Origin of the sequence: Actinoplanes sp. G11-F43, from assembly GCF_050589265.1 — a bacterium.
Classification (GTDB): Bacteria; Actinomycetota; Actinomycetes; order Mycobacteriales; family Micromonosporaceae; genus Actinoplanes.
In genome coordinates, this window is the sequence record NZ_JBNZCE010000017.1 from 573,577 (window position 1) to 595,173 (window position 21,597).

Genomic DNA, 21,597 nt, shown 5'->3' on the forward strand with positions numbered 1-21,597 from the left:
TCCTCTGCCTCGTCGGCGGACCCTCCGGGGCGGTCGCCGCACCGATCCCCCCGATCTCTGTCGCCCGCCCCGAGTCATATCCATTGACCGACGCCAAACTTATGGAGCCACTGAGCCGGGTGTTTCGATTTTCCTGTAGCCGGAACCAACCGCTCAGGAGGACGAGATGACCGCCAAGCCCACCACCCCGAAGACCCTCAAGCCGTGCACCTGCTCGCTGTTCGAGGTCGGCCAGTACGGACCTGACGGGTCGGCCGAGAGCTACGAGGGCAACGGGACCGGATGTGACAGGCAGACGAAAGCCCGGTTCGCCCAGGGCCACGATGCCAAGCTGGTCGGGTTCCTGGTTCGGGCCGAGCTGGCGGGACTGGAGATCAGCCAGATCGAGGCCGGAACCCGGATCGCCTACGCCGGAGCCGTCAAGGCCGCGCAGACGGTCAGCGAGGCCCTCGCCGCCAAAGCCGCCCGGATGTTGGACGGAGCGAAGAAGAAGGCCGAGGAGAAGGCAGCGAAGAACACACCGCCTGCCGAACCGACCACCCCGGGGGCGGCCGAGACCAAACCGGCCACCACGCGGCGTCGGCGGAACACCCCGAAGAACGCCTAACCCTGAACAGAGAACAGCCCCGGTCACCAGCAAGGGAGGCGACCGGGGCTGTTCTGTATGTCCCGACAGTGGTGGACGGCTTCCACACGTCGGAACAGTGAGGCGAGGAAGGGGGCCAGGGTCTTCCTCGCCTCACGCCTGTGTTCAGTAGCCGTTCGGCCTACCGCCGGGCAGACCCCACACCCGCTCGCCGTCATCCGGGGGCGACTTCGCTGGAGGGGTCGCCGCCTCGTCCGCGACCACCATCACCTCACCCTCTTTGCAAGGCGAGGTCGGCTGACCGGTCGGGTCAAGGTGGGCCCCGTCCTCCTCGACCCCCCGGCCACACCTGCCGCAGTGGAAGCTCACGCCGCGTACCTCGCTCTTGCGGCCAACAGGCGACGGGTCCGGTCGTGGGCACTCGACGCCCGACGGGCCGGACCGCGACCGGAGGAGCACCCGTCGGAGCAGAATTCGCGATCCACTTTCTGCCCGTCGTGAGCGAACATGAGCACCTTGCAGCCCGCCCCCCGACACTGCTTCGAGTCGCTGTTGCCGTGGGTCATCAACAACATGGTCGCGTAACCCCGGCTGACGTTCAGCTTCTCGGCGACCTGACCCACGGTTAGCTTGAGACGAGGCCCTCGCCGGTGACCGCGCTCGCTCCCGAACTCCAGACCCGGCATCAGTTTCCCCCCAGGGTCGCCGCGTAGGCGTTCCAGGCAGCGACCCTGGCGCGCTCGGTGAGCTGCCGCTGGTTGGCGGCAGCTTCTGTCCGGGGGTCGACGTTCATGCCGGGCATGGGTGGCTCCTTCTTGAGCCGGTGTCGCTCGTCGTTGATGAACTTGGTCAGCTCGCCGTAGCGGATCTTCGCCTTACCGACGAGCGAACTCGGGTCGGGGATCTCCAGCGCGATCTCGTCGACCGTGACATCCTCCCGCGACTCAATCCAGCCGCCCAGGTTGTAGATCAGCTTGCGGACCAGCGCCTGCTGGATCTCCAGCTCGGCGATCACGTCGGCTCCTCGCGGGATGTCCGCAGGCTTACCGACCCGGTTCGTGATCCGAATCGCTCGGGATAGTTCACGCTCCCGCATCCGGCGGCATTCCGCCCCGCAGTACCGCTGGCCGGTCTGCTTTGGTGTGAAGGTCTCCCCACAGGTCCAGCAGCTCGGGTTCGGCATCATTGCGCCGTTTCTGACCGGGGACTGCGTCCTGCCGAACAGCTCCGGCCGTTCGATCGGGAGCAGTGGGTGACCCCTGTAGGGAACGCCCTCCCTCACGGCTTCCATGCCGAGCGTGTAGGCAATCATGCCGGTCAACTTCGGGTAGAGCGGGGGTTCGGTTACCGCTGTCTCTGCCATCTGTGCTCCTCTGTGTCCGTCCTGGACACCAGCGGATCACGCGGGATCGGGAGCCTCCCGAGACTATTCCCCCGCTATTCACAAAATCGGGATGGCAGGTTGGAGGCGGGTGTGTGGGTTGCTGTCTCCTGGCCTCTCCGTCGGTCTCGGGGCCTCCGGGGTACGTCGGGCCGGGTCCGGCCCCCTCGTGTCCTCCGTCGACCTTCGAGACGCCACGACGATGCCCTCCCGGCGGAGACCCGCCAGTCTGGCTCGGCCACACCAATCCAATACCCCCGCCCCAGCACCGACCCTCGGGGAGAGGGAGAACAGCAAGTGGCGGGGTTGCCGTTTAGTTGTCGTCCCCAAAAAGCGCGGGGGTTCGTTGTCAGCGCTCGTCTGGGTCGTAGTCGGGTGGGTGCCAGGCAAGGCGACTGCGGCCCGGTTCCATGTACGACACGTCGGCTATCCGCAGGAACTCACCTCGACGCGACCGCTGGCATTGGGTGTTGTTGGGTCGCTGCCTGCTCTGGTCTCGCCAGATTGGTTGGTCTGCACCCCAGCCGTCATTCCAAATCCAATGCGGGCGTCCTGGTCGGCTTGGGGGTCGGGCCGGTCGTCTGCCCATTTATCTGCCTCCCACTTGGTAGGCGCCTATGGCCGAATCGCATTTGACCCTCGGCCGGCGGGGGGTAGGGGTGCCTGTTTCACGTGAAGCAGGGGGTAGGGGGATTCGCCGTTCGTGAGGATGGGGCGGGGGGGGGTCTCGGACGACAGGAGGCAGCGACCAACAACAACACACCTCTTGATCCAAATATGGCTAGGGGGCCGCACGCCGCACGCTGCACGGGGACTACGTCCCCCCGTGCGGCTGTGCGGTGCGCTGCCAGGACCCCTTCGGATTCATCAGCCGCACGCTGCCGCACCCCCCGCATGTGCGGCGCTCCGTGGCCGGTCAGAGCACATGTAGACCAAATGGCCGCACGCTGCCGCACACCGCCACGTGCGGGCCGCACACCGTAGCGTGCGGCCCGGTCGGCGCATTTCCTTGTCGTCACTCGAAGACGAGGTCGATTGGTGTGTTCGCTGCCTGATCCGGGGACACCCAGAGGTCGCCCTCCCACTCCGCATCCTTCTTGCGGCGTTGGATACGTCCCCAGGCCTCCTCCCTTTGACGGCTCACGATTTTGCCGTTCCTGAGCAGTTCGGAGTGCATATCCAGGACGAGTTTGTCAGCGATCGCCTCTGACTGCTTACGGAGCTTGTCGCGGCTTAGGTCAGCCAGCCCGAGCTGACAGATGGCCCGAACGATCAACTCGGCCGGGTCCCACTTCGGGGTCTCAACCAACGGGACGGGACGTTCGTAGTCCAGCGGTTCCAGGATGCCGGGTTGCACGATCCGGAACCCCCGCGCCATGCCCTTCCTCGCGTGCTTCTGCTTCTTTGCCACGACGACGACTCGGCCGTCGTTCTTCTTCTCGTCGTCGTCCTTTGGGCGGGCGTAGAGAACGGTGTTGGCCTTGCCGACCTGCGAACCGATGCCTCGGGGCTTCCACGAGCCCTCCCCTGCGTTCGGGTGGTGAATCATCAGGACCGACTTGCCCGCGTCGACGATCGCCTTCATCACCACCAGCAAACTGTCCATGTCCTGCTTGCTGTTCTCGTTCAGCCCGCTGGTGATGTCGGTCTGCGTGTCGACGATCGTCAGGTCGAATTGGCAGGCAGTAGCGACCAGCCGGTTACGGTCACCGGGGTCGATCACACTCGGGGTGTCGGCCGAAAACGACATCCGCTCCTTGAGGGCGATTCGATCGCCCTGGTCGGCGTGGGTGTCCATCCAGGCTCGCAGCCGGGTGACCACACCGGTCGGGTCTTCGGCTGCGAGGTACAGAACCCGAATCGCTTTGGGGATCTTCAGGCCGTGCCATTCTCGGCCGATCGCGAGGTGGCAGGCGAGGTCGATCGCGACGAAGGTCTTGCCGACGTTCGACGCACCGGTCAGGTAGGAGAACCCGCTGTCCAGGAAATCGCGGATCAGCCACTCGGGCTCCGGCATCGACAGGAAGGCATCGAGGTCCATCACCTGCAAGCCTGGTTCGACCCCCGGAGCGGTCTCCGGCGGGCCGTACGGCCCCGGTGCTGCCGTCATGCCCGCTCCCTGCTCCTGGTTCGCCCCCGGCCCCTCCGGGGCGGTCTTCTTGGCCACTGCGAGCAGCACCTCGTATCGGACCTCGCACTCATTCCGGGCAGCTTCACGCTCGGCCTCGGTAGCGTCGGGGTCCGAGTAACCGACACGTATCAGTCGGTCCATCTCGTCGGCTTGGCCAAGCCCCCGTGCTGCCGCATAAACCGCGTCGATCTCGGCTCGGGTCTCCTGGTCCTGGCGCATCAGACGATTGGCCTCCCGGATCGCCTCTTGTTCGATTTGCTGGAGGGCTGGCGGCTTCCAGGGCCACACCCAGGGCCAGGCGTGCAGGTGCGAGCCGACGACCTCCTTAACGTCTCCGGTCGGATGCCGGTAGACAATCTCCAAACCACCACGGCAGCTCGCTTCAGCGATATCGCGCGAGTCGTATCGCTCCTCTTGGAACAGCTCGACCAGGGCATTCGCTGCCTCCTGCTCTTCGCTGCCGAGAGGGGGCACCCACCACGGTTCCTGCCGGATTCCGTCGATCACCGCGTTGACCGACTCGGACGTCAAGTCGTCCAGTTCGACCGAGCGTTCGAGATGTTGAGCGTTGACGTACCGACGCCAGTGCCAGCGGGCGTAGATCAGCTCAGACAGTGAAGCGAACTCAACACCGTCCCACCGCCAACAGTCCAAATCGGCCTGCCGGACCGGCTGATAACTCCCGCAGGGGCATCCCTCGGCAAGGTCCTTCATCACGTCGAGTTCGTCTCCTGAGACGCCCTCGTCCCACGCCTCCATCAGCATGGTTACGTAACACAAATAGGCAGTCAGGTCATATTCGACGCCGGGGATCGGAACAGGATTGCCGTCTTCGTCAAACGGGATTGGCTTCCCATCTACGTCAAGGGGAACACATCCGGGTGGCCGCTCACCCGGTCCCATATCCAGCAGCATCCGTGGTGTAAATCGCATGGTGTACTGATCCTCGGTGTGTTGTGGGGGGTTTGCCCCCTGTTTTCTCCATTGGTCGGCTCCTTCGTCTCGTCCACCTCGGAGCTGTCTTGCTAAATCGGCCCTCGGCGCTGGTCACGTCGAGGGCCGAAGCGTGTTCACCCCCGCCACCACGGAAGCCAGTAAGCCGCCGGTGGCCAGTCGAACCCGATCGCGTATGCGACCTCGATGCCCGGCACCTGCCACTCGACAGCTCGAACCGGTCGCTTGTAGCCCGGGTCGTTCGCAGCCAGCTCGATCTCATCGACAGCCGGAATGACGTACGGCGTTCCCGGGTGGTCGCATCCCGGCCGCTGGCAGAGCACGACCTGGCCGTCTCGTCGGACGCCCAGCACATAGACCCGGCGACCGACCTTCAGACACCGGTGGGCAGCAAGCTGGAACATGAACTGGCGAGCCTGACCGGCGCATGCGGCGACCGGGAACAGAACCTGGTGCGCCAGGTCGGCGGGTGTGTGGTTCGCTGCCATCTCAGCCGACCACGGCAGCGAACAGACCAGCCGCCCACATCGTCGACACGATGACGACCCCGGCGAACTTGAGTGCGAGCCTCATGCGGACACCGCCGGGAGAAGTCGACGCAGCCGGTCGATCTGCTCCGGGGTCGGCGCGGGAGCCGAGTCGATGAGGGCGGCCAGCCGCTCCTCGATACCAACTACGTCCCGCTCAACTCGGGCTTCAGCAGTCCGGAGCGAGTCCGGACCGTGCAACCGGGAAAGCACTCCAACCCGGGCGTTCGCCGAGCGGTAGGCCGGGGACTGAGGGCGAGGCAACGGAATAGCCATCGCGAAACTCCCTGTGGAGAGAATCGCGGCTTAGTCATAGAGCGCGGGACAGTCCCGTTCCCCTTATCCCGTTACCGCACTGGATGTGCGCCGGTGCCACCGCTTGGATACGACCATCGCACCACACGGCTCGTAGCCGTGTAGAGGCGGGTATTTGAATCGCGCGTGCAGATTTACCCAGCGGCCGGCGCCTGGCCCCGTACGAATTTGAGCCGAGCAAGGACCCGGTGCCGACAGGTCTGCTGCGGGCGGTCGTGCGACTCGTGTCGGCACCAAGGTCCGTTCGGGGTCGGACCGACCCGCACCTCACCGAGGAGCCCAGGCGACAGCACCAGCCGGGCGATCTCTCGTTTGGCCGAGAGCGGAGCGGCCATCCACCGGCGGGTCACCTCGTCCTTCGGACCGACGAATCGGGTGAGGGCCGACCGCGAGGTGAGCGCCTGTTCCTGCTGCTCTAGCTTCGCTTGCTGCTCCTCCAGGCCGGGTACGAGCTGGCCCGCCCATGAGATCGTGAATCGCTTGGCGAGGACTCCGGCTGCCAGGTCGGCAAGCTCCTTTCTCACGGCAGCCAGAGACGTGCGCACCGCCTGCAACTCAGGGTTGTTGTCGTCTGCCTTGAGTACCCGCTCCACGACATCGGGACGCGACAGGTAGCCGATCATCAAGTCGACCAACAGCTCATCGAGTAGGGCCTCGTTCACTTGGATGCCGCAGTTCGCGTGACAACGCAGGTGCCATGGCTCGCCGCGCCGCTGGCTGCTCGTCATCGGAGCGAGGCAGCGAGCACACCTCACGATCATCGAGTGAAGGTGCTTCCCCTGGCCATCCCGCCGGGTGGTTCGCTTCGGGTCGGACAACCGGACGTACACCCGGTCCCACACCTCAGCCGACACGATCGGCTCCCAGTTGCCGGGGTAAGTACGCTGGTCTCCTTTGCGGCCCCTCCGGTGCGCCTTGTAGGTCGGGTTCAGCGCCATGTCTCGGATGACGACCATGGACAGCGGGATCCCGCCCACCTCGGTTGGCACCTTCCGCCCATCCGGCTGCCGAACGTGCTCAATCCGAACCCGAGACCGGATGCCGCGTTTCTTGAGGTCGCGCTCCAGCGCCTGGATCGAGTGTCCGGCGTCGAGCCGTTGGTAGATCTCCCGGACCACCTCGGCTTCTTCCGGCACGATAACCTGCTCGACCAGCGCGCCGGTGTTCGGGTCGTACCGCCGTCGGTAGCCGTAAGCCGCCGTGCCGTGGGGTCTGCCTTCGGCCAGACCGGCATCGAACGTCCGGAGCACGCGGCCTCGGGTCTTGTACGACTCGTATTCGCTGTCTACCGCGTCTTCAAGCAGCGTCCGGCGGTCACGTCCGTTCGCCGGGTCGTACAGCCGCTTATGTTCGTGGACCCAGATGTGGACGCCACGTCGTTCCATCTCGTCGAGCATCGCCACCCACTCGCCGACTTGGCGGCTGCCTCGGCTCGACTCCCACAGGCCGAGGATCCCGCCGTTGAGCAGACCAGAGCGAAGGTCGGACATCAGCCGCTCGAAGTCGCCCCGGGCCTGGGTCGCGTACCGGGAAGCCGAAATCCCCTTGTCGATGTAGGGATCGCCGAGTCGCCAGCCCTGACGGTCATTGTCCCGCTCCAAGTCTCCGAACTGCTCGTCGGTGCTGTTACTCCGGCCCTTCCCGTCCTGGGACACCCGCAGGTAAGGCCAAAGAACCCGTGCTGTCTCGTCCATGCGGACATCGGAACACGAGATTTATTGCAGACGCCACCCACTGGCCGAGAGACGACCTCGCCGCCCTGATCGGCGGCGGCTCCGGCTGGGTCCGGCCGGGCGCCGTCTCCCTCGCCCACCGCGGGGTGCTCTTCCTCGACGAGATCCCGGAGATGGGCCGGGCCACCCTGCAGGCGCTGCGGCAGCCGCTGGAGAGCGGGCGGGTGATCCTGGCACGGGCCCGCGGCACCACCGAATACCCGGCCCGCGCCCAGCTCGTCGTCGCCGCCAACCCCTGCCCGTGCGCGTCACCGGCCGGAGACCAGGCCTGCCACTGCGGGCCGGTGGTGCGCCGACGCTACCTCGGACGGCTCTCCGGCCCGCTGCTGGACCGGATCGACATGCGGGTCACCCTGCTGCCGGTCCGGTCCGTCGAACTGCTGGAAGGACTCGAACCCGCCGAGCCGTCCGCGACCGTCGCCGCCCGGGTCGCCCGGGCCCGTCAGGCCGCCGCCGACCGGTGGGCGGCCGACGGCCGGCACCTCAACGCCGAGGTCCCCGGCGTCCTGCTGCGGCAGTCGCCGTGGCGCCTGCCACCCGCCGACACCGCGGTCCTGCACACCGCCGTCGACCGGGGCGCCCTGTCCGCCCGCGGCTACGACCGCTGCCTCCGGCTGGCCTGGACCATCGCCGACCTGGACGGCCGCCCCCGTCCGGACGGCGGCGACGTGTGCGAGGCGTACCAGCTGCGGATGGGCGACTCCGGGATCCGCCGCAAACGCTGACCCGCCGTCCCGCCCACCCGAATCCCCCACCCGCTCACGGTCCCCCACCGTCTCGAACCTCCCGCCCGCTCACGGCCCCGCCGACTCGCGGCCCCGCCTGATTCACGGCCCCGGCCCCCTCGCGGTTCCCCGGCCCTCTCAACGCGTTTTCCAGCCCTCTCGACGCGTTTTCCAGCCCTCTCGACGCGTTTTCCAGCCCTCTCGACGCGTTTTCCAGCTCACTCGAACGGAGACACGATGAACACCACGATCGACCGGACCGGTATCCGTACCACTCGGTTCCGCCCCGATTCACCACCGGCCCGCTCCCCCGTTGCCTCCCTGCCGGCCCGCTCCCCCGCTGTCTCCGCGCCGGCCCTCGTTCGTTCCTCGGGCGCCGGTTCTCCTCCTCTCCCGGCCGGAGCCGGGCCGGCGGTGACCGCGTGACCGGGATCATGGAGGCGGACCGGGCGGCGCGGGTCGCGCTGACATGGTTGGCCGAGCCGGGGAACCGGGCGGTCTGGGAGATGGTCCGCGAGCACGGCGCGCCGGGCACGCTCGACCGGCTGCTCGCCGGTGACGTGCCGGATCGGCGGCTGCGCGGCGCGGTCGCCGCACGGGCCGTGGCCGGGGACGCGCGCCGGGTCGCCGAGATCGCGCTGCGGCGCGGGGACCGGCTCGGCGCGCGGCTGGTGGTGCCGTCCGACCCGGAATGGCCGTCCCGGCTCACCGATCTGGAGACGCTGGAACTGGACGCCGGCGGCTGGATCAACGCCGACATCCGGCCGCCGCTCTGCTTCTGGGTGCGCGGGATGTGGCCGCTCGGCGAGGCGCTGGACCGGTCGGTCGCGGTCGTCGGCTCCCGGGCGGCCACCGAGTACGGCATCAACGTCACCACCGACCTGGCCTACTCGGTGACCCGTGCGGGATGGACCGTTCTGTCCGGCGGGGCGTTCGGCATCGACGCGGCGGCTCACCGGGGTGCGCTCGCGGCCGACGGCCGTACCGTAGCGGTCCTCGCCTGTGGGGTGGAACGCCCTTATCCGGCCGGCAACGCGGCCCTGCTCGACCGGATCGCCGAGAACGGCCTGCTGATCAGCGAGTGGCCGATCGGCGCCGAGCCGCTGCGGCACCGTTTCCTGATCCGGAACCGGGTCATCGCCGCCGCGACCGCCGGCACCGTCGTCGTGGAGGCCGCCGCCCGCAGCGGCGCGACCCAGACGATGAGCCGGGTACTGGCCCTGGGCCGGCCGGCGATGGTGGTGCCCGGCCCGGTGACCTCGGCGATGTCGGTCGGTTGCCACGAGATTCTGCGGAGCCATCCGTACGCACGGGTCGTCACGTCCGCCGACGAGATCCTGGAGGAGGTCGGGCGGATCGGCGAGTACCTGGCAACGCCACCGCGCGGGCCGGAACGCCGGCACGACAAACTGGACGAGGAGACCGCGCTCGTCCTGGAGTCCCTGCCGGCGAACGGATCCACGGCCCCGGAACTGATCGCCGCAGGGGCGCGGCTGAGCCTGCGCACGGTGCTGCGGCGGCTGTCGCTGCTGGAGAGCGCGGGCCTGGTGGCACGAACCGGCGACGGCTACACGCTGAAGCACACCCCGGACCACGGCCGGTCCGATGACGACTGATCAGCGGTCCCGGCGGCACGGCGGCACGGTGAAGGCCGGCCTGTCGGGAGCCGGCCGCCGTGGTGACGGTGGCCGGCTCCCGGGCCGGTCGGGCGGCCACGACAGGTGGCCGGGCGTGTCAGTCCTCGGACTCGTCCAGGTCACGGCGATGAACCTTCATCCACGCCTCGACGTCCTCGGTCAGCCACACCTTCCCCTGCGCCAGGTCGGCGACCGGCTTCGGAAAGTCGGCGCGGCTGGTGATCTGGTACGCCCGCTGTCGGCTGACTCCGCCGAGACGGATGCGGATCTCGTGCGCGCCCATGAGGCGGATCGGCTTCACTCCCACATGATCGACCGTAGGCGCGAGACTATTAGTCCCTTATCAAGTTCATAGGAGACAGCTAGTCCCGAAACAATTAAGGTGGACCCATGCCTAGAGAGCGCCCGTCAACGGGCCGTGTTCCCTTTCATCCCCGTCATCGACGCGACTGGCGCACATTCTGGAGGCGTTGCATTTGTGGACTTCGAGCACCCTGCATCGACCGCATTCCGCCGCCCCCTCCTCCACCATATCCGCGGATCCGGTCGTCACCTGCGGAAACAGTGCCGATCCCGAGGCCCGGCGGCCTCTATCGATCCAGGCACGCGCTGCCGGAAGCCGTTGGCGCACCGATTTCCACCATTCCGGATTCCCCCATTCGCACACCGGATCCCGACTCGAACGTGGGACGCCCGGGCCGCCTCACTCCGGCCCAGGAACATCGCGCCGGCCGAGGCCGCCGACCCCATTCACACCGCCGTCCCCGCGGTCACTGATTCCGCGGCCCGCCGACGATCACTTACGGGGGAAACCGTTTGTCCACAAATCCGGGGCCCGAACACCTGAGCGACCGCCCTCGATGGCTGTGCCGGGTGTGCGGCCACCCCTGGCCCTGTACCGACGCCCGGGCCACGCTCCTGCGGGAGTACCGCGCGTTCCCGTCGCTGCTGAGGATCTACCTGTCGGCGCAGATGTACCACGCCATGGAGGACCTGACCGCCGGCGGCGACGGACCACCCCCGAACCTGTACGAACGGTTCCTGGCCTGGACACGAACCCACCCACCACACTGAACAGCCCCGGAACGGACGACCCGGTCAAGGGCCGTCGGACCCGGAAAGGGGGCAAGGTCGGTACATAACTACAGCAGGTCACGGCACGTAAAGTACTCGCCATGATCGATCACTCGGCGGACCGCGCGGTCTTTCGCCAGCTCGCCGATCTGCTGCGGCAGCAGATCGAGAACGGCGACCTGGCACCCGGCGACCCGCTGCCCAGTGAACTGCGGCTGGCCGACGGCTATCGGCTCAGCCGGACCACGGTGCGCCAGGCCATCGGCCAGTTACGCAGTGAGGGCCTGGTCACCGTGGACCGGCCGCGCGGCACGTTCGTCCGCGTCCCCGAGCCGGTCGAACTGGTCCGGCTGACCGGTGGCGAACGTGTCAGCGCCCGTATGCCCACCGTCAGCGAAAGGCGCCACCACCAGCTCAGCGACGGCGTCCCCGTTCTGGTGGTCACCACACCCGACGGTTCGCGAACCACCTACCCGGCGGACCGCTTCCACCTGACCCAACCCTGACCGCGAGCCACAGGGCTGCCGGTCAGGCGTTGGAGCGACGGCACAGGGCGCAGTACGGACGCGGCGCGGAGCGGGCGTAGCGCGGGGCGGCGCGGGGCGGCGCGGGGCGGCGCGGGCGCAGCACAGCGCAGCACAGCGCGGGCGCAGCACAGCGCAGCACAGCGCGGGCGCAGCACAGCGCAGCACAGCGCAGCACAGCGCGGGCGCAGCACAGCGCAGCATGGCGCGGCACAGCACGGCACGGCGCAGGCGCAGCACAGCACAGCGCGGCACGGCACGGCACGGCGCAGGCGCAGGCGCGGCACGACACAGCACAGCGCGGCACAGCGCAGGCGCGGCGCGGCGCAGCACAGCGCGGGCGCCGCACAGCGCGGGCGCGGGCGCGGGCTGCCATGGACGCGGCGCGAAACCTGCGGGCGCGGGCGTAACTCGTTCCGAGTGCCGCGTGGGCCCGGATGGCCCGTCAGGCTCTGGTGCGGCGGCGGTAGCCGTGGGACGGGTGCCAGGACTCGATCACCAGGTGGTCGGCGGGGGTGCCGACGTAGGTGAGGGCCACCTCCTCGATGTCGATGCGGAAGAAGCCGGCGCCGGCGTGTGGGGTGTCCGGTGGGGGTGGGATCTCGATCGCGCGGCCGGAGAGCTTCGCGTCACCGGGGGCGGTGGACGGGTCGCCCGGTGGCGGCTCCAGCGTGGGGCTGTGCATCGCCAGGCGGGGGTCGCGGCGCACATCTCTCAGCTTCAGCGAACCGGGCATCATGCCCAAAGTGATGTCGCCGTCGGTGAACTGGGCCTCCGACGCGCTGATCCGGGGTGAACCGTCACGCCGCAACGTGGCGATCGTCTTGTTGGTGCCGGCGTCGAACAGGGCCCTGACCCGGGCCGCGAACTCCGGGGCGTCTCTCTCGATTTCCTCCCACCGTGCCATGCCCCCGAGGCTAGACCGGGGGTATGACAGAAACGCCGAACCATGAGCTTGACTCCCGATCCGGCGCGGTGGACGGTCGGAGGCGATGCGGATCCGTGAATTGCACGAGCGACTGCCCCCGGCCCTGCGCGAGGCCGTCGACGAGTTCGGCCGGCACCTGGCGGCGGTGGAGGGGCGGTCGGAGCACACGGTCCGGGCGTACGTCGGGGATGTGGTCTCGTTGTTGGACCATGCCGCCTTCGAGGGCCGGGCCACCGTCGCCGACCTGGACATCGTCGTGCTCCGGGGCTGGCTCGCGGCCCGGATGGGGTCGGGTGCCGCCCGGGCCTCGCAGGCCCGGCGTGCCGCGGCGGCCCGGGCGTTCACCGGGTGGGCGCACCGGACCGGGCGGGCTCCCGGCGACCCGGGCGCCCAGCTGGCCAGCCCGCGCGCGCACCGCTCCCTGCCTACTGTGCTGCGCGCCGATCAGGCGGCCGCCCTGATGACCCCGGCGCGCCCCGCGGACCGCACGGACCGGTCCGGAGATCAGGCCTCCACGAGCGTGGAAAAAGATCAGGCCTCCGCGAGCGCGGAAAACGACAAAAGTCACGAACGATACGCAGGGTCAAAAACCTCCACGAGCGGTGACGGCGGAGCGGATGCCGGAGCCGCCGCCAGCGGATACGACCGCTCGAACCCGGAAACCGCTACGGGAACGCGCGGCGGAACAGACGCGGAAAACCACATGAGCGACGGCGGCGCTGGAAGAAACGCCCCAGACGAAGGGCCGGGCAGAGCACCGGATAACGGGTCAGGCGAAGAGGCGAGCGCGGGCAGAGGGACAAGCCCGGGCAAGGGCGCGACCGTGGGCGAAGAGGCGAACGTGGGCAGAGGGACGAGCGCGGGCGAGGGCGCGACCGTGGGCGAAGAGGCGACCGCAGGCCGAGAGACGACCGCGGACCAAGACGCGAGCCCGGGTGACGCCCTCGCGATCCGGGACCGGGCCGTCCTGGAACTGCTCTACGCCACCGGCATCCGGGTCAGTGAACTCTGCACCCTGAACCGCGCCGACGTGGACCACGCGCGCCAGGTCGTCCGGGTCTTCGGCAAGGGTGCCAAGGAGCGGGCCGTCCCGTTCGGGCATCCGGCCCGGCGGGCGCTCGACGACTACCTGCGCCTGGCCCGCCCGGAGCTGCTGACCAGGGCGAGCCGCGACGCGCTCTTCCTGGGGGCGAAGGGTGGCCGGCTGCAACCCACAGTGGTCCGCCGGATCGTCGGGGACGCGGCGCGGGCCGCCGGGCTGCCGCACACCAGCCCGCACGATCTGCGGCACTCGGCGGCCACCCATCTGCTGGACGGCGGCGCCGATCTGCGCGCGGTGCAGGAGCTGCTGGGGCACAGTTCGCTGTCGAGCACCCAGATCTACACGCACGTCTCGACCGAACGGCTGCGGGCCGCCTTCAATCAAGCCCATCCACGAGCCTGACATCGTACGATCCACAGCATGAGCGCCCCGGTGCAGCCCCGGCCCATTCCCGGCGCACGGCTGCTGTTCTCGCTGGATCCGGCGGTGTCCTATCTCAACCACGGCTCGTTCGGCGCCCTGCCGATCAGTGTGCAGCGGGTCCAGCAGCGGCTCCGGGACGAGATGGAGGCGAACCCGCTGCGCTTCTACGGCTCGGGCCTGATGGACCGGATCGTCCACACCCGACGTCACCTGGCCGGGTTTCTCGGCGCCGACCCGGACGGCAGCGCCCTGGTGCCGAACACGACGGCCGCGGTCTCGCTGGTGCTCCAGTCGGTGCCGCTGGGGAGCGCCGACGAGGTGCTGTCGACCGATCACTCCTACGGCGCGGTGACGATGGCGGTGCGCCGGCAGTGCCGCCGGACCGGGGCGTCGGCGCGGACGGTCGCGGTTCCGTTGGGGGCGTCGGCCGCGGAGACGGTCGCCCGGGTGCGGGCCGCGCTCCGGCCGGGCCGGACCAGGTTGCTGGTCGTCGACCAGCTGGCGTCGGCGACGGCCACGCTCTTCCCGGTCCGGGAGATCGTCGCCGCTGCCCGGGAGCAGCGGATCCCGGTGCTGGTGGACGCGGCTCACGTGCCCGGGATGCTGCCGGTGGACGTGGCCGCGATCGGCGCCGACTTCTGGGTGGGGAACCTGCACAAGTGGGGCTGGGCACCCCGCGGCACGGCCCTGCTGCACGTGGCGGAGCCGTGGCGGCGGCGGATCGATCCGTTGGTCGTCTCCTGGGAGCAGGAGCGGGGTTTTCCGCTGTCGGTGGAGTTCCAGGGGACCGTCGACTACACCCCGTGGCTGGCGGCTCCGGCGGGTGTCTTCGCGATGCGCACGCTCGGGCTGGACGAGGTCCGGGCGCACAACGAGGCCCTGGCGGCGTACGGCCAACGGGTTGTCGGTGCGGCGCTGGGCCTGGCGCCCCGGGATCTGCCGCACCCGGGCGGACCGGGGGTGGCCATGCGGGTGGTGCCGCTGCCCGCGGGACTGGCGACCACCCCGCCGGAGGCCAACGACCTGCGGCTGCACATCGCCGACAAGCTTGCCGCCGAGGTGCAGGTCAGCGCGTGGGGTGGTGGGGGCATGCTGCGGCTGAGCGGCCAGGTCTACAACCGGCCGGAAGAATACGACCATCTGGCCGAACGGCTCCCGGCCCTGCTCGCCGCCTATCACCGCTGAGCCCCGTCCAGGGGCAGCAGCCGCACCCGGCCCAGGCCGAGCAGGGCGAGCGGATCCAGGTACGCCTCGGCGCGCCGCAGACCCCAGTGCAGGCAGGCGGCGACGGGGCAGCCCGGATGCCCGGCCTCGACGGTGCCGATCGGATCGCCCACGGCGACCGTCTGCCCGGCCGTGACGGTGGCGGTGACCGGCTCGTAGGTGGTCCGCAGGGCCCCGGCGTGGGCGACGCTCACCACGCCCCGGCCGGCGAGCCGCCGCGCGTAGACGACGACTCCGGCGCCGGCGGACCGCACCACCGCACCGGGCACGGCCCCGAGGTCGGCACCCCGGTGGCCGGGCAGCCACGGCTGGTCCGGCGGGTCGAAGGGCCGCGTCACCGAGGGCGGCAGAACCGGCCACGTGTAGGCCGGGGACGCCGGGGTCAGGGCCGGGAACAGCAGCGACAGCAGCACAGCGAGGACGGGCATGCCGGAAGCCTGCCCGCCGGACCACACCTCCGCGACCGCCCCTGTGGACAACCGCGAACTGTGGACAACCCGAAGGCTATGACCCGAAGCCGGCGTCGTCCGGCAGCGAGATGTCCGGCTTCTCCAGCTCCTCGACGTTCACGTCCTTGAACGTCATCACCCGCACGTTCTTCACGAAGCGGGCCGGGCGGTACATGTCCCACACCCAGGCGTCGTGCATCTCGACCTCGAAATACACCTCGCCGTCGGAGTTGCGGACGTGCAGGTCGACCTGGTTGGCCAGGTAGAAACGGCGCTCGGTCTCCACCACGTAGGAGAACTGGCGGACGATGTCGCGGTACTCCCGGTAGAGCTGCAGCTCCATCTCGGTCTCGTACTTCTCGAGATCCTCTGCGCTCATCGTGTCTCGCCCTCCATGGCCTTATCTTCCCCCACCGACGGCGACGGCTGAGGCTGCTCGCCCGACGCCACGCCGACGGTACCCTCAGCGGTCCCGGGAATCAGCAGCGGCTCGGTAACGGATACATCGTCAAACAGAGACGGCGCCGGTGTCGCGGCGGGGCGGCGGGCCCGCGGCGGCCGGTTGCCACGCCCGGAGGCGGCGGCGACATTGACGTACGAGAACCGGTGCTCGGCACACGGCCCGTGGGTGGTCAGCGCGGTGCTGTGCTCCTCGGTGATATACCCCTTGTGCACCGCGAACCCGTAGGCGGGGAACCGCTCGTCCAGCTCGACCATCAGCCGGTCCCGGGTGACCTTGGCGAGCACGCTGGCGGCGGCGACGCAGGCGGCCACCCGGTCGCCCTTCCACACCGCGAGGCCGGGCGCGCCCAGGCCGTCGACCGGGAAGCCGTCGGTCAGCACATAGTCCGGGGGGACGTCGAGCGAGGCCAGCGCGCGGCGCATCGCGGCGAGGTTGCAGACGTGCAGGCCGCGGGCGTCGACCTCGGCCGGCGGGATGATCATCACGGACCAGGCCAGCGCTTTCGCCACCACCTGGTCGTAGACGCGATCGCGGGCGGCGGCGGTCAGCAGTTTGGAGTCGGCCAGGCCGGGGATCTCGCCGCGCCGGCCCTCCGGCAGGATCGCCGCGGCGGCGACCAGCGGCCCGGCGCAGGCGCCCCGGCCGGCCTCGTCGGCGCCGGCCACGTGCCGGAAGCCGCGGCGTTGCAGCGCCTGCTCCAGGGCGTACAGCCCGGCCTCGCGGCGGACCACGGTGCGGGGTGGGGCCAGCATGTCAGGATCCCTCGGTGACGTCGCCGGTCAACGGCCGGAGCAGGGCCGCCAGGTCGCGCGGGAAGATCTCCTCGCGACTCGCCTCGATCTCGGCCGCCGACCACCACCGGTGCCCGGTGATGGTGAGCTGTTCCTCCTCGTCCATCCCGGTCGTGTCGACCTGCCAGCCGGGCACCCGGAACAGATAGAAGTCCTGCTCCTGACGATACGCCCGGCCGCCGTAGGAGAACTCGGTCACCTCGCTGCGCACCGGCTCACCCAGGTCGGCGGGGTCGGCTCGCAGCCCGACCTCCTCGAACAGCTCCCGGACGGCGGCGTCGAGGGTCGTCTCGCCCCGGTCCAGGCCGCCACCGGGCGTGAACCACCAGCCGGTCCCCGGGCGCGCCGGGTCACCACCGTGCAGCAGGAGCACACGGCCGGAGAGATCGACCAGCAGGACCCGGCCGGCGCGTCGGTCTATCACCTCGGTCACGCGACCAAGCCTATTGCGCGAATGTCACTTCGCCGCGTCGGGGATGGCGTCGAACTCCTCGGGAACCGACAGCAGCGTCGCCCGGCCGGCCGGCCAGAAGATCGTGAACGCCCGGCCGACCACCGAGTCGACCGGGATCGTCGCCTCCAGGATCTTGCCGGCCTCGTCGGTGGCGGCGCTCTGCTGGTAGTGCTCGAGCGAGTCGCCGGACGCCTCCCGGTGGTCGCCCATCACCCAGAGCCGGTCGTTCGGCACGGTGATGTCGAAGTCCTGGTCGGCGACCTGGTTGCGGGTGCCGTCGGACTCGACGTAGACGTACGGCTCGTCCAGCGACTGACCGTTGATCATGAGACGGCGCTCGGCGTCGCAGCACACGATGTTGTCGCCGGGCTGGCCGATGACGCGCTTGATGAAGTCCTCGCCGTCGGCGCCGGACTGCCACGCGGTGGGCGCCTTGAAGACGATGATCTCGCCCCGCCGCGGCTCCCGGAAGTTGTAGACGAGCTTGTTGACCAGCACCCGGTCCCACAGCTCGAGCGTGTGCTGCATCGAGGGTGACGGGATGTAGAAGGTCTGCAGGACGAAGGCGCGAACCAGGACGGCGACGAGGATCGCCACCCCCAGGAGGATGGGGAGTTCGCGCCAGAAAGATCCCTTGCGCTTTTCGGTGTGCTCGTCAATCACGCTCGGAGCCTACGTCGTCGAGTCGCGAACGACATGCCGGAACGCGCGGATAAAACCACACCGAGTAGGAGGGGGAACATATTCGCCGCGACGATCGGCTCGGGTTCCCGGACCTCGACCGGACGGGCCGCGGCGGCCGACGGGAACTGCTCGTCGAACTGTTTCCACACGTCCGGGACGTCCAGGCCGGTGAAACGGTCACTGGGCCAGACGATCACGAAGGCCCGGCCGATGATGTTCTCGATCGGGACCGGCCCCTGGCAGCGGGCGTCCTGCGAGACCGAGCGGTGATCGCCCAGCACGAACATCTGCCCGGGTGGCAGGGTCACCTCGGCGAACCGGCGGCTGGTGCACTGCCCGGGGATCGGCGGCTGGCTCAGATCCGAGTTGAAGCCGTCGGTGATGTACTCCTCGTCGATGCCGACCCCGTTGACGGTTATCCGACCCTGCGCGTCACAACACGCGACCTTGTCGCCCGGAAGGGCGATCACCCGTTTGATGAAGTCGCGCTCGCCGGGGCGGCTGACCCCGACCAGGTCACCGATGGTCCGGCCGAGCTTGGCGATGAACGCGTCGCTGACCGGCTCGGTCACCTCGGGCGCCCAGTCGTCGGTGCCGCGGAACACCACGACCTCGCCGCGCAGCGGATCACGCATGTCGTAGACGACCTTGTTGACCAGCACCCGGTCGTTGATCTGCAGGGTGTTCTCCATCGACCCGGAGGGGATGAAGAAGGCCTGGACCAGGAAGGTCCGGATCAACACGGCCAGGCAGAACGCCACGATCAGCAGCAGAGGAAGTTCCTGCCAGAGAGGCATCTCCTTCCGCACCACGCCACGCCGCCGCCGTGCCGGCCGATAGCCTTCCATCGGATCCACGCTTCGCATCTCCCGCCGCCTACCGGCCGAACCGTCCCCGGATACAGCACTACCGCCCGAGCTTCCCGGCTACGGGAAGTTACGGGCGGTAGGACTGGAATGGTTCACCAACAGTGCACCCGCACCGCGGAGATCAGACGGTCTGCTTCTCCCGCAGCTCCTTGATCTTCGCCTTCTTACCGCGCAGCTCGCGCAGGTAGTAGAGCTTGGCGCGACGGACGTCACCGCGGGTGACGACCTCGACCTTGTCGATGGCCGGGCTGTTCAGCGGGTAGGTCCGCTCGACGCCGACACCGAAGCTGATCTTGCGAACCTTGAAGGTCTCCCGCAGGCCGCTGCCCTGACGGGCGATCACGACGCCCTGGAAGACCTGGACACGGGACCGGTTACCCTCGACGACGCGGGCGTGCACCTTGACGGTGTCACCGGCCCGGAAGTTGGGGAGGTCGGTGCGCACCGACTGGGCGTCGATAGCGTCCAGCGTGTTCATCGCTGCATCCTCGTACTCGATAGGCGCACCGGGAGTCGGCGCGCACGTGGGCAATGCTGATCCTCCACCACCTCAGAGGATCCTCGTGGCCAGCTCACGGTGTGAGCGAACACGGCAACCCCACTACTCTGCCACACGCGGAGCGGGGAGCTGTAATCCGGCCTCGGCGATGGCCTTCCGGTCCCTCTTGTCGAGATTCTCCGGTGGGTAGCAGGCGTACATGTCGGGCCGGCGGTCGGCGGTGCGCAGCAGACTCTGCTCCCGGCGCCAGCGGGCGATCCGGCCGTGGTCCCCGGAACGCAGCACGTCCGGCACCTCACGGCCCCGCCACTCCTGCGGCTTGGTGTAGACCGGGGCCTCCAGCAGGCCGGCCGCGTGCGACTCCTCGGTCAGCGAGTCGGCGTTGCCGAGCACCCCGGGCAGCAGCCGGGTGACCGCCTCCAGGATCACGATGACCGCGACCTCACCACCGAACAGCACGTAGTCGCCGAGGGATACCTCACGCACCGGCATCCGGTCCGCGGCCTCGTCCAGCACCCGCTGGTCGATGCCCTCGTACCGGCCGCAGGCGAAGACCAGGTGGTCCAGGCCGGCGAGCTGGTGGGCGTCGGCCTGGGTGAAGGGCTTCCCGACCGGCGACGGTACGACCAGGGTGGCCCCGTCCGACACCACGGCGTCCAGGGCCTGTCCCCAGGGTTCCGGGCGCATCACCATGCCCGGCCCGCCGCCGTACGGCGAGTCGTCCACCGTCCGGTGCACGTCGGACGTCCAGGTGCGCAGGTCGTGCACGGCCAGTTCGAGGGTCCCGGCGGCCCGCGCCTTGCCGATCAGCGAGAGATCGAGCGGCGCGAAGTAGTCCGGGAAGATCGAGACGATGTCAACCCTCACAGGTCGAGCAGGCCTTCCGGGAGGTCGACGACGATCCGGCCGGCGCCCAGGTCCACGGTCGGGACGATCGCGGTGACGAACGGGATCAGAGCCGTGCCACCACCGGTCTTGGCGAGCACGATCAGGTCCGAGGCCGGCGCGTGCTCGATCCGCTGCACGGTGCCGTGCTCGGTGCCGTCCGCGGACACCACCTTCAGCCCGGTGAGCTGGTGGTCGTGGAACTCCTCGGGATCCTCCGGCGGGGTCAGCTCGGAGCTGTCCACCTGGAGGAACACGCCCTTCAACGCCTCGGCGACGTTGCGGTCGTGGATGCCCTCGAAGACGGCGATGCCGCGGCCCTGGTGCCAGCGGATCGATTCGAGGGTGAGCTGTTGCGGGATTTCGAAGCGAGCACCGGGAGCGGGCGCGGCCGCCGGGCCGGCACTCACCCGGCGGTCCCTGGGGACCTCCGTGATGAACACCGAACCGGCGGTGAAGCGTTCCTCGGGCTCGTCGGTCCGCACGACCACCGAGACCTCGCCCCGGATGCCGTGCGGTTTACCGATCTGGCCGACGACGAGCAGCATCGTTCAGTACGCGTCGACGATGTCGACCCGGATGCCACGCCCGCCGATCGAGCCGATCACCTGACGCAGGGCCTTGGCCGTCCGCCCGCCGCGCCCGATGACCGTTCCCAGGTCCTCGGGGTGCACGCGGACCTCGAGCCGCTTACCACGGCGCGAGTCGACCAGACGAACCCGGACGTCGTCCGGGTTGTCCACAATGCCCTTGACGAGGTGCTCCAGCGCGGGCCGGAGCGCCCCGTCAGCTCGCGTCGGCGCCGGCACCGGCCGGGTCCTCAGCGGTCTCGGTGGTCTCCGCCTTGGCGTCGCTCTTGGCCTTCTTCGGGGTGGCGGCCGGCTTGGCCTCCTCCTCGGTGACCTCGGGCTTGACCTTCGGCTCCTTGACCAGGAGCGGCGGCGGGGCGGGGAGGCCCTTGAACTGCTGCCAGTCACCGGTCTTCTCGAGGATGCGCTGCACGGCCTCGCTCGGCTGCGCGCCGACCGACAGCCAGTACTGCACACGCTCGGACTTCACCTGGATGACCGAGGGGTGTTCCTTCGGCTGGTAGATGCCGACGTACTCGATGGCGCGACCGTCACGCTTGGTGCGCGAGTCGGCGATGACGATGCGGTACTGCGGGTTGCGGATCTTGCCCATCCGCAGGAGCCGGATCTTAACGGCCACGGTGTTTTCGCTCCTGGTGAATACGTGGGTGAAGCCGACCGGAACCCACGTGGGGATTGCGGGACCGAAGCCTCGTGGATTGGCGTCACG

General features: G+C 69.3%; 22 protein-coding genes and 3 pseudogenes. 8 read left to right on the forward strand and 17 right to left on the reverse strand.

Annotated features, from left to right (window positions below; all coding sequences use genetic code 11):
• Positions 1–166 precede the first annotated feature (166 nt).
• The gene (locus tag ACQ0O7_RS21450; RefSeq protein WP_430783914.1) at positions 167–607 is read left to right on the forward strand and encodes a hypothetical protein; all 441 of its coding nucleotides are present in this window, start codon (positions 167–169) and stop codon (positions 605–607) included.
• 664 nt (positions 608–1,271) lie between these two features.
• On the opposite strand, the gene ACQ0O7_RS21455 is transcribed toward ACQ0O7_RS21450, so the two are convergent.
• The 4 genes from ACQ0O7_RS21455 to ACQ0O7_RS21470 form a co-directional block, all read right to left on the reverse strand.
• Positions 1,272–1,949, reverse strand: coding sequence for a hypothetical protein (locus ACQ0O7_RS21455; protein ID WP_430783915.1), 678 nt, complete (start codon positions 1,947–1,949; stop codon positions 1,272–1,274).
• 1,033 nt (positions 1,950–2,982) lie between these two features.
• Positions 2,983–5,013 (reverse strand): AAA family ATPase, encoded by a 2,031-nt coding sequence (locus tag ACQ0O7_RS21460; RefSeq protein WP_430783916.1) that lies wholly within the window; start codon positions 5,011–5,013, stop codon positions 2,983–2,985.
• A gap of 155 nt (positions 5,014–5,168) precedes the next feature.
• Positions 5,169–5,540: a hypothetical protein gene (locus ACQ0O7_RS21465; RefSeq protein ID WP_430783917.1), complete on the reverse strand. Its 372-nt coding sequence runs from the start codon at positions 5,538–5,540 to the stop codon at positions 5,169–5,171.
• Between the two features lie 488 nt (positions 5,541–6,028).
• Positions 6,029–7,588, reverse strand: a complete 1,560-nt coding sequence (locus tag ACQ0O7_RS21470; RefSeq protein ID WP_430783918.1) for a recombinase family protein — start codon at positions 7,586–7,588, stop codon at positions 6,029–6,031.
• 56 nt (positions 7,589–7,644) lie between these two features.
• Here ACQ0O7_RS21470 and ACQ0O7_RS21475 point away from each other — a divergent pair.
• Positions 7,645–8,352: pseudogene (locus tag ACQ0O7_RS21475) on the forward strand (ATP-binding protein); the annotation flags it as partial.
• 434 nt (positions 8,353–8,786) lie between these two features.
• Entirely contained in the window at positions 8,787–9,968 is a 1,182-nt protein-coding gene (dprA, locus tag ACQ0O7_RS21480) for a DNA-processing protein DprA (protein WP_430784021.1), read from the forward strand.
• Between the two features lie 118 nt (positions 9,969–10,086).
• Here dprA and ACQ0O7_RS21485 read toward each other — a convergent pair whose 3' ends face one another.
• A complete protein-coding gene (locus ACQ0O7_RS21485) occupies positions 10,087–10,272 on the reverse strand; it encodes an AlpA family phage regulatory protein (RefSeq protein WP_052164533.1) in 186 nt (61 codons plus the stop codon).
• 533 nt (positions 10,273–10,805) lie between these two features.
• Here ACQ0O7_RS21485 and ACQ0O7_RS21490 point away from each other — a divergent pair.
• Complete coding sequence (locus tag ACQ0O7_RS21490) at positions 10,806–11,063, forward strand: hypothetical protein (protein WP_430783919.1); 258 nt, start codon at positions 10,806–10,808, stop codon at positions 11,061–11,063.
• Positions 11,064–11,164: 101 nt separating this feature from the next.
• A complete protein-coding gene (locus ACQ0O7_RS21495) occupies positions 11,165–11,569 on the forward strand; it encodes a winged helix-turn-helix domain-containing protein (RefSeq protein ID WP_430783920.1) in 405 nt (134 codons plus the stop codon).
• A 463-nt stretch (positions 11,570–12,032) separates the two neighbouring features.
• Here the strand turns inward: ACQ0O7_RS21495 and ACQ0O7_RS21500 are convergent, their stop codons facing one another.
• Positions 12,033–12,494: a pyridoxamine 5'-phosphate oxidase family protein gene (locus tag ACQ0O7_RS21500; protein WP_430783921.1), complete on the reverse strand. Its 462-nt coding sequence runs from the start codon at positions 12,492–12,494 to the stop codon at positions 12,033–12,035.
• A gap of 85 nt (positions 12,495–12,579) precedes the next feature.
• On the opposite strand from ACQ0O7_RS21500, the pseudogene ACQ0O7_RS21505 reads away from it, so the two are divergent.
• From ACQ0O7_RS21505 to ACQ0O7_RS21515, 3 genes and pseudogenes are all read left to right on the forward strand, one after another.
• Positions 12,580–12,819 (forward strand): annotated as a pseudogene (locus ACQ0O7_RS21505) (site-specific integrase); the annotation flags it as partial.
• A 642-nt stretch (positions 12,820–13,461) separates the two neighbouring features.
• A pseudogene (locus tag ACQ0O7_RS21510) lies at positions 13,462–13,959 on the forward strand (tyrosine-type recombinase/integrase); the annotation flags it as partial.
• Between the two features lie 18 nt (positions 13,960–13,977).
• Complete coding sequence (locus ACQ0O7_RS21515) at positions 13,978–15,165, forward strand: aminotransferase class V-fold PLP-dependent enzyme (RefSeq protein WP_430783922.1); 1,188 nt, start codon at positions 13,978–13,980, stop codon at positions 15,163–15,165.
• Here the strand turns inward: ACQ0O7_RS21515 and ACQ0O7_RS21520 are convergent.
• The 11 genes from ACQ0O7_RS21520 to rpsP form a co-directional block, all read right to left on the reverse strand.
• Entirely contained in the window at positions 15,156–15,632 is a 477-nt protein-coding gene (locus ACQ0O7_RS21520) for a M23 family metallopeptidase (protein ID WP_430783923.1), read from the reverse strand. The two genes, ACQ0O7_RS21515 and ACQ0O7_RS21520, sit on opposite strands and share 10 nt — an antisense overlap.
• A 76-nt stretch (positions 15,633–15,708) precedes the next feature.
• Positions 15,709–16,032 carry a DUF2469 domain-containing protein gene (locus ACQ0O7_RS21525; protein ID WP_020517955.1) on the reverse strand — a complete coding sequence of 108 codons (324 nt, stop codon included), beginning with the start codon at positions 16,030–16,032 and terminating at the stop codon, positions 15,709–15,711.
• Positions 16,029–16,868, reverse strand: a complete 840-nt coding sequence (locus ACQ0O7_RS21530; RefSeq protein ID WP_430783924.1) for a ribonuclease HII — start codon at positions 16,866–16,868, stop codon at positions 16,029–16,031. The genes ACQ0O7_RS21525 and ACQ0O7_RS21530 overlap by 4 nt, the downstream gene beginning before the upstream one ends.
• A gap of 1 nt (position 16,869) precedes the next feature.
• Positions 16,870–17,340, reverse strand: a complete 471-nt coding sequence (locus ACQ0O7_RS21535) for an NUDIX hydrolase (RefSeq protein WP_430783926.1) — start codon at positions 17,338–17,340, stop codon at positions 16,870–16,872.
• A gap of 24 nt (positions 17,341–17,364) precedes the next feature.
• Entirely contained in the window at positions 17,365–18,024 is a 660-nt protein-coding gene (gene lepB, locus ACQ0O7_RS21540; RefSeq protein WP_430783927.1) for a signal peptidase I, read from the reverse strand.
• Positions 18,021–18,911: a signal peptidase I gene (gene lepB, locus ACQ0O7_RS21545; RefSeq protein WP_430783928.1), complete on the reverse strand. Its 891-nt coding sequence runs from the start codon at positions 18,909–18,911 to the stop codon at positions 18,021–18,023. The genes lepB (ACQ0O7_RS21540) and lepB (ACQ0O7_RS21545) overlap by 4 nt, the downstream gene beginning before the upstream one ends.
• Before the next feature lie 124 nt (positions 18,912–19,035).
• Positions 19,036–19,392: a 50S ribosomal protein L19 gene (gene rplS / locus ACQ0O7_RS21550; RefSeq protein ID WP_430783929.1), complete on the reverse strand. Its 357-nt coding sequence runs from the start codon at positions 19,390–19,392 to the stop codon at positions 19,036–19,038.
• A 123-nt stretch (positions 19,393–19,515) separates the two neighbouring features.
• Entirely contained in the window at positions 19,516–20,280 is a 765-nt protein-coding gene (trmD, locus tag ACQ0O7_RS21555; RefSeq protein ID WP_430783930.1) for a tRNA (guanosine(37)-N1)-methyltransferase TrmD, read from the reverse strand.
• Positions 20,277–20,843, reverse strand: coding sequence for a ribosome maturation factor RimM (gene rimM / locus ACQ0O7_RS21560; RefSeq protein ID WP_430784022.1), 567 nt, complete (start codon positions 20,841–20,843; stop codon positions 20,277–20,279). Before rimM ends, trmD begins: the two co-directional genes overlap by 4 nt.
• A 6-nt stretch (positions 20,844–20,849) precedes the next feature.
• Positions 20,850–21,107, reverse strand: a complete 258-nt coding sequence (locus ACQ0O7_RS21565; protein WP_014447131.1) for an RNA-binding protein — start codon at positions 21,105–21,107, stop codon at positions 20,850–20,852.
• Positions 21,085–21,507, reverse strand: coding sequence for a 30S ribosomal protein S16 (gene rpsP / locus ACQ0O7_RS21570; protein WP_430783931.1), 423 nt, complete (start codon positions 21,505–21,507; stop codon positions 21,085–21,087). The genes ACQ0O7_RS21565 and rpsP overlap by 23 nt, the downstream gene beginning before the upstream one ends.
• Between the last annotated feature and the right edge of the window lie 90 nt (positions 21,508–21,597).

Coding starts and splice junctions, on each gene's coding strand:
- ACQ0O7_RS21450 (WP_430783914.1), top strand. CDS start 167: ATGACCGCCAAGCCCACCACCCCGAAGACCCTCAAGCCGTGCACCTGC.
- ACQ0O7_RS21455 (WP_430783915.1), bottom strand. CDS start 1,949: ATGGCAGAGACAGCGGTAACCGAACCCCCGCTCTACCCGAAGTTGACC.
- ACQ0O7_RS21460 (WP_430783916.1), bottom strand. CDS start 5,013: ATGCTGCTGGATATGGGACCGGGTGAGCGGCCACCCGGATGTGTTCCC.
- ACQ0O7_RS21465 (WP_430783917.1), bottom strand. CDS start 5,540: ATGGCAGCGAACCACACACCCGCCGACCTGGCGCACCAGGTTCTGTTC.
- ACQ0O7_RS21470 (WP_430783918.1), bottom strand. CDS start 7,588: ATGGACGAGACAGCACGGGTTCTTTGGCCTTACCTGCGGGTGTCCCAG.
- dprA (WP_430784021.1), top strand. CDS start 8,787: ATGGAGGCGGACCGGGCGGCGCGGGTCGCGCTGACATGGTTGGCCGAG.
- ACQ0O7_RS21485 (WP_052164533.1), bottom strand. CDS start 10,272: ATGGGCGCGCACGAGATCCGCATCCGTCTCGGCGGAGTCAGCCGACAG.
- ACQ0O7_RS21495 (WP_430783920.1), top strand. CDS start 11,165: ATGATCGATCACTCGGCGGACCGCGCGGTCTTTCGCCAGCTCGCCGAT.
- ACQ0O7_RS21500 (WP_430783921.1), bottom strand. CDS start 12,494: ATGGCACGGTGGGAGGAAATCGAGAGAGACGCCCCGGAGTTCGCGGCC.
- ACQ0O7_RS21515 (WP_430783922.1), top strand. CDS start 13,978: ATGAGCGCCCCGGTGCAGCCCCGGCCCATTCCCGGCGCACGGCTGCTG.
- ACQ0O7_RS21520 (WP_430783923.1), bottom strand. CDS start 15,632: ATGCCCGTCCTCGCTGTGCTGCTGTCGCTGCTGTTCCCGGCCCTGACC.
- ACQ0O7_RS21525 (WP_020517955.1), bottom strand. CDS start 16,032: ATGAGCGCAGAGGATCTCGAGAAGTACGAGACCGAGATGGAGCTGCAG.
- ACQ0O7_RS21530 (WP_430783924.1), bottom strand. CDS start 16,868: ATGCTGGCCCCACCCCGCACCGTGGTCCGCCGCGAGGCCGGGCTGTAC.
- lepB (WP_430783928.1), bottom strand. CDS start 18,911: ATGCGAAGCGTGGATCCGATGGAAGGCTATCGGCCGGCACGGCGGCGG.
- rplS (WP_430783929.1), bottom strand. CDS start 19,392: ATGAACACGCTGGACGCTATCGACGCCCAGTCGGTGCGCACCGACCTC.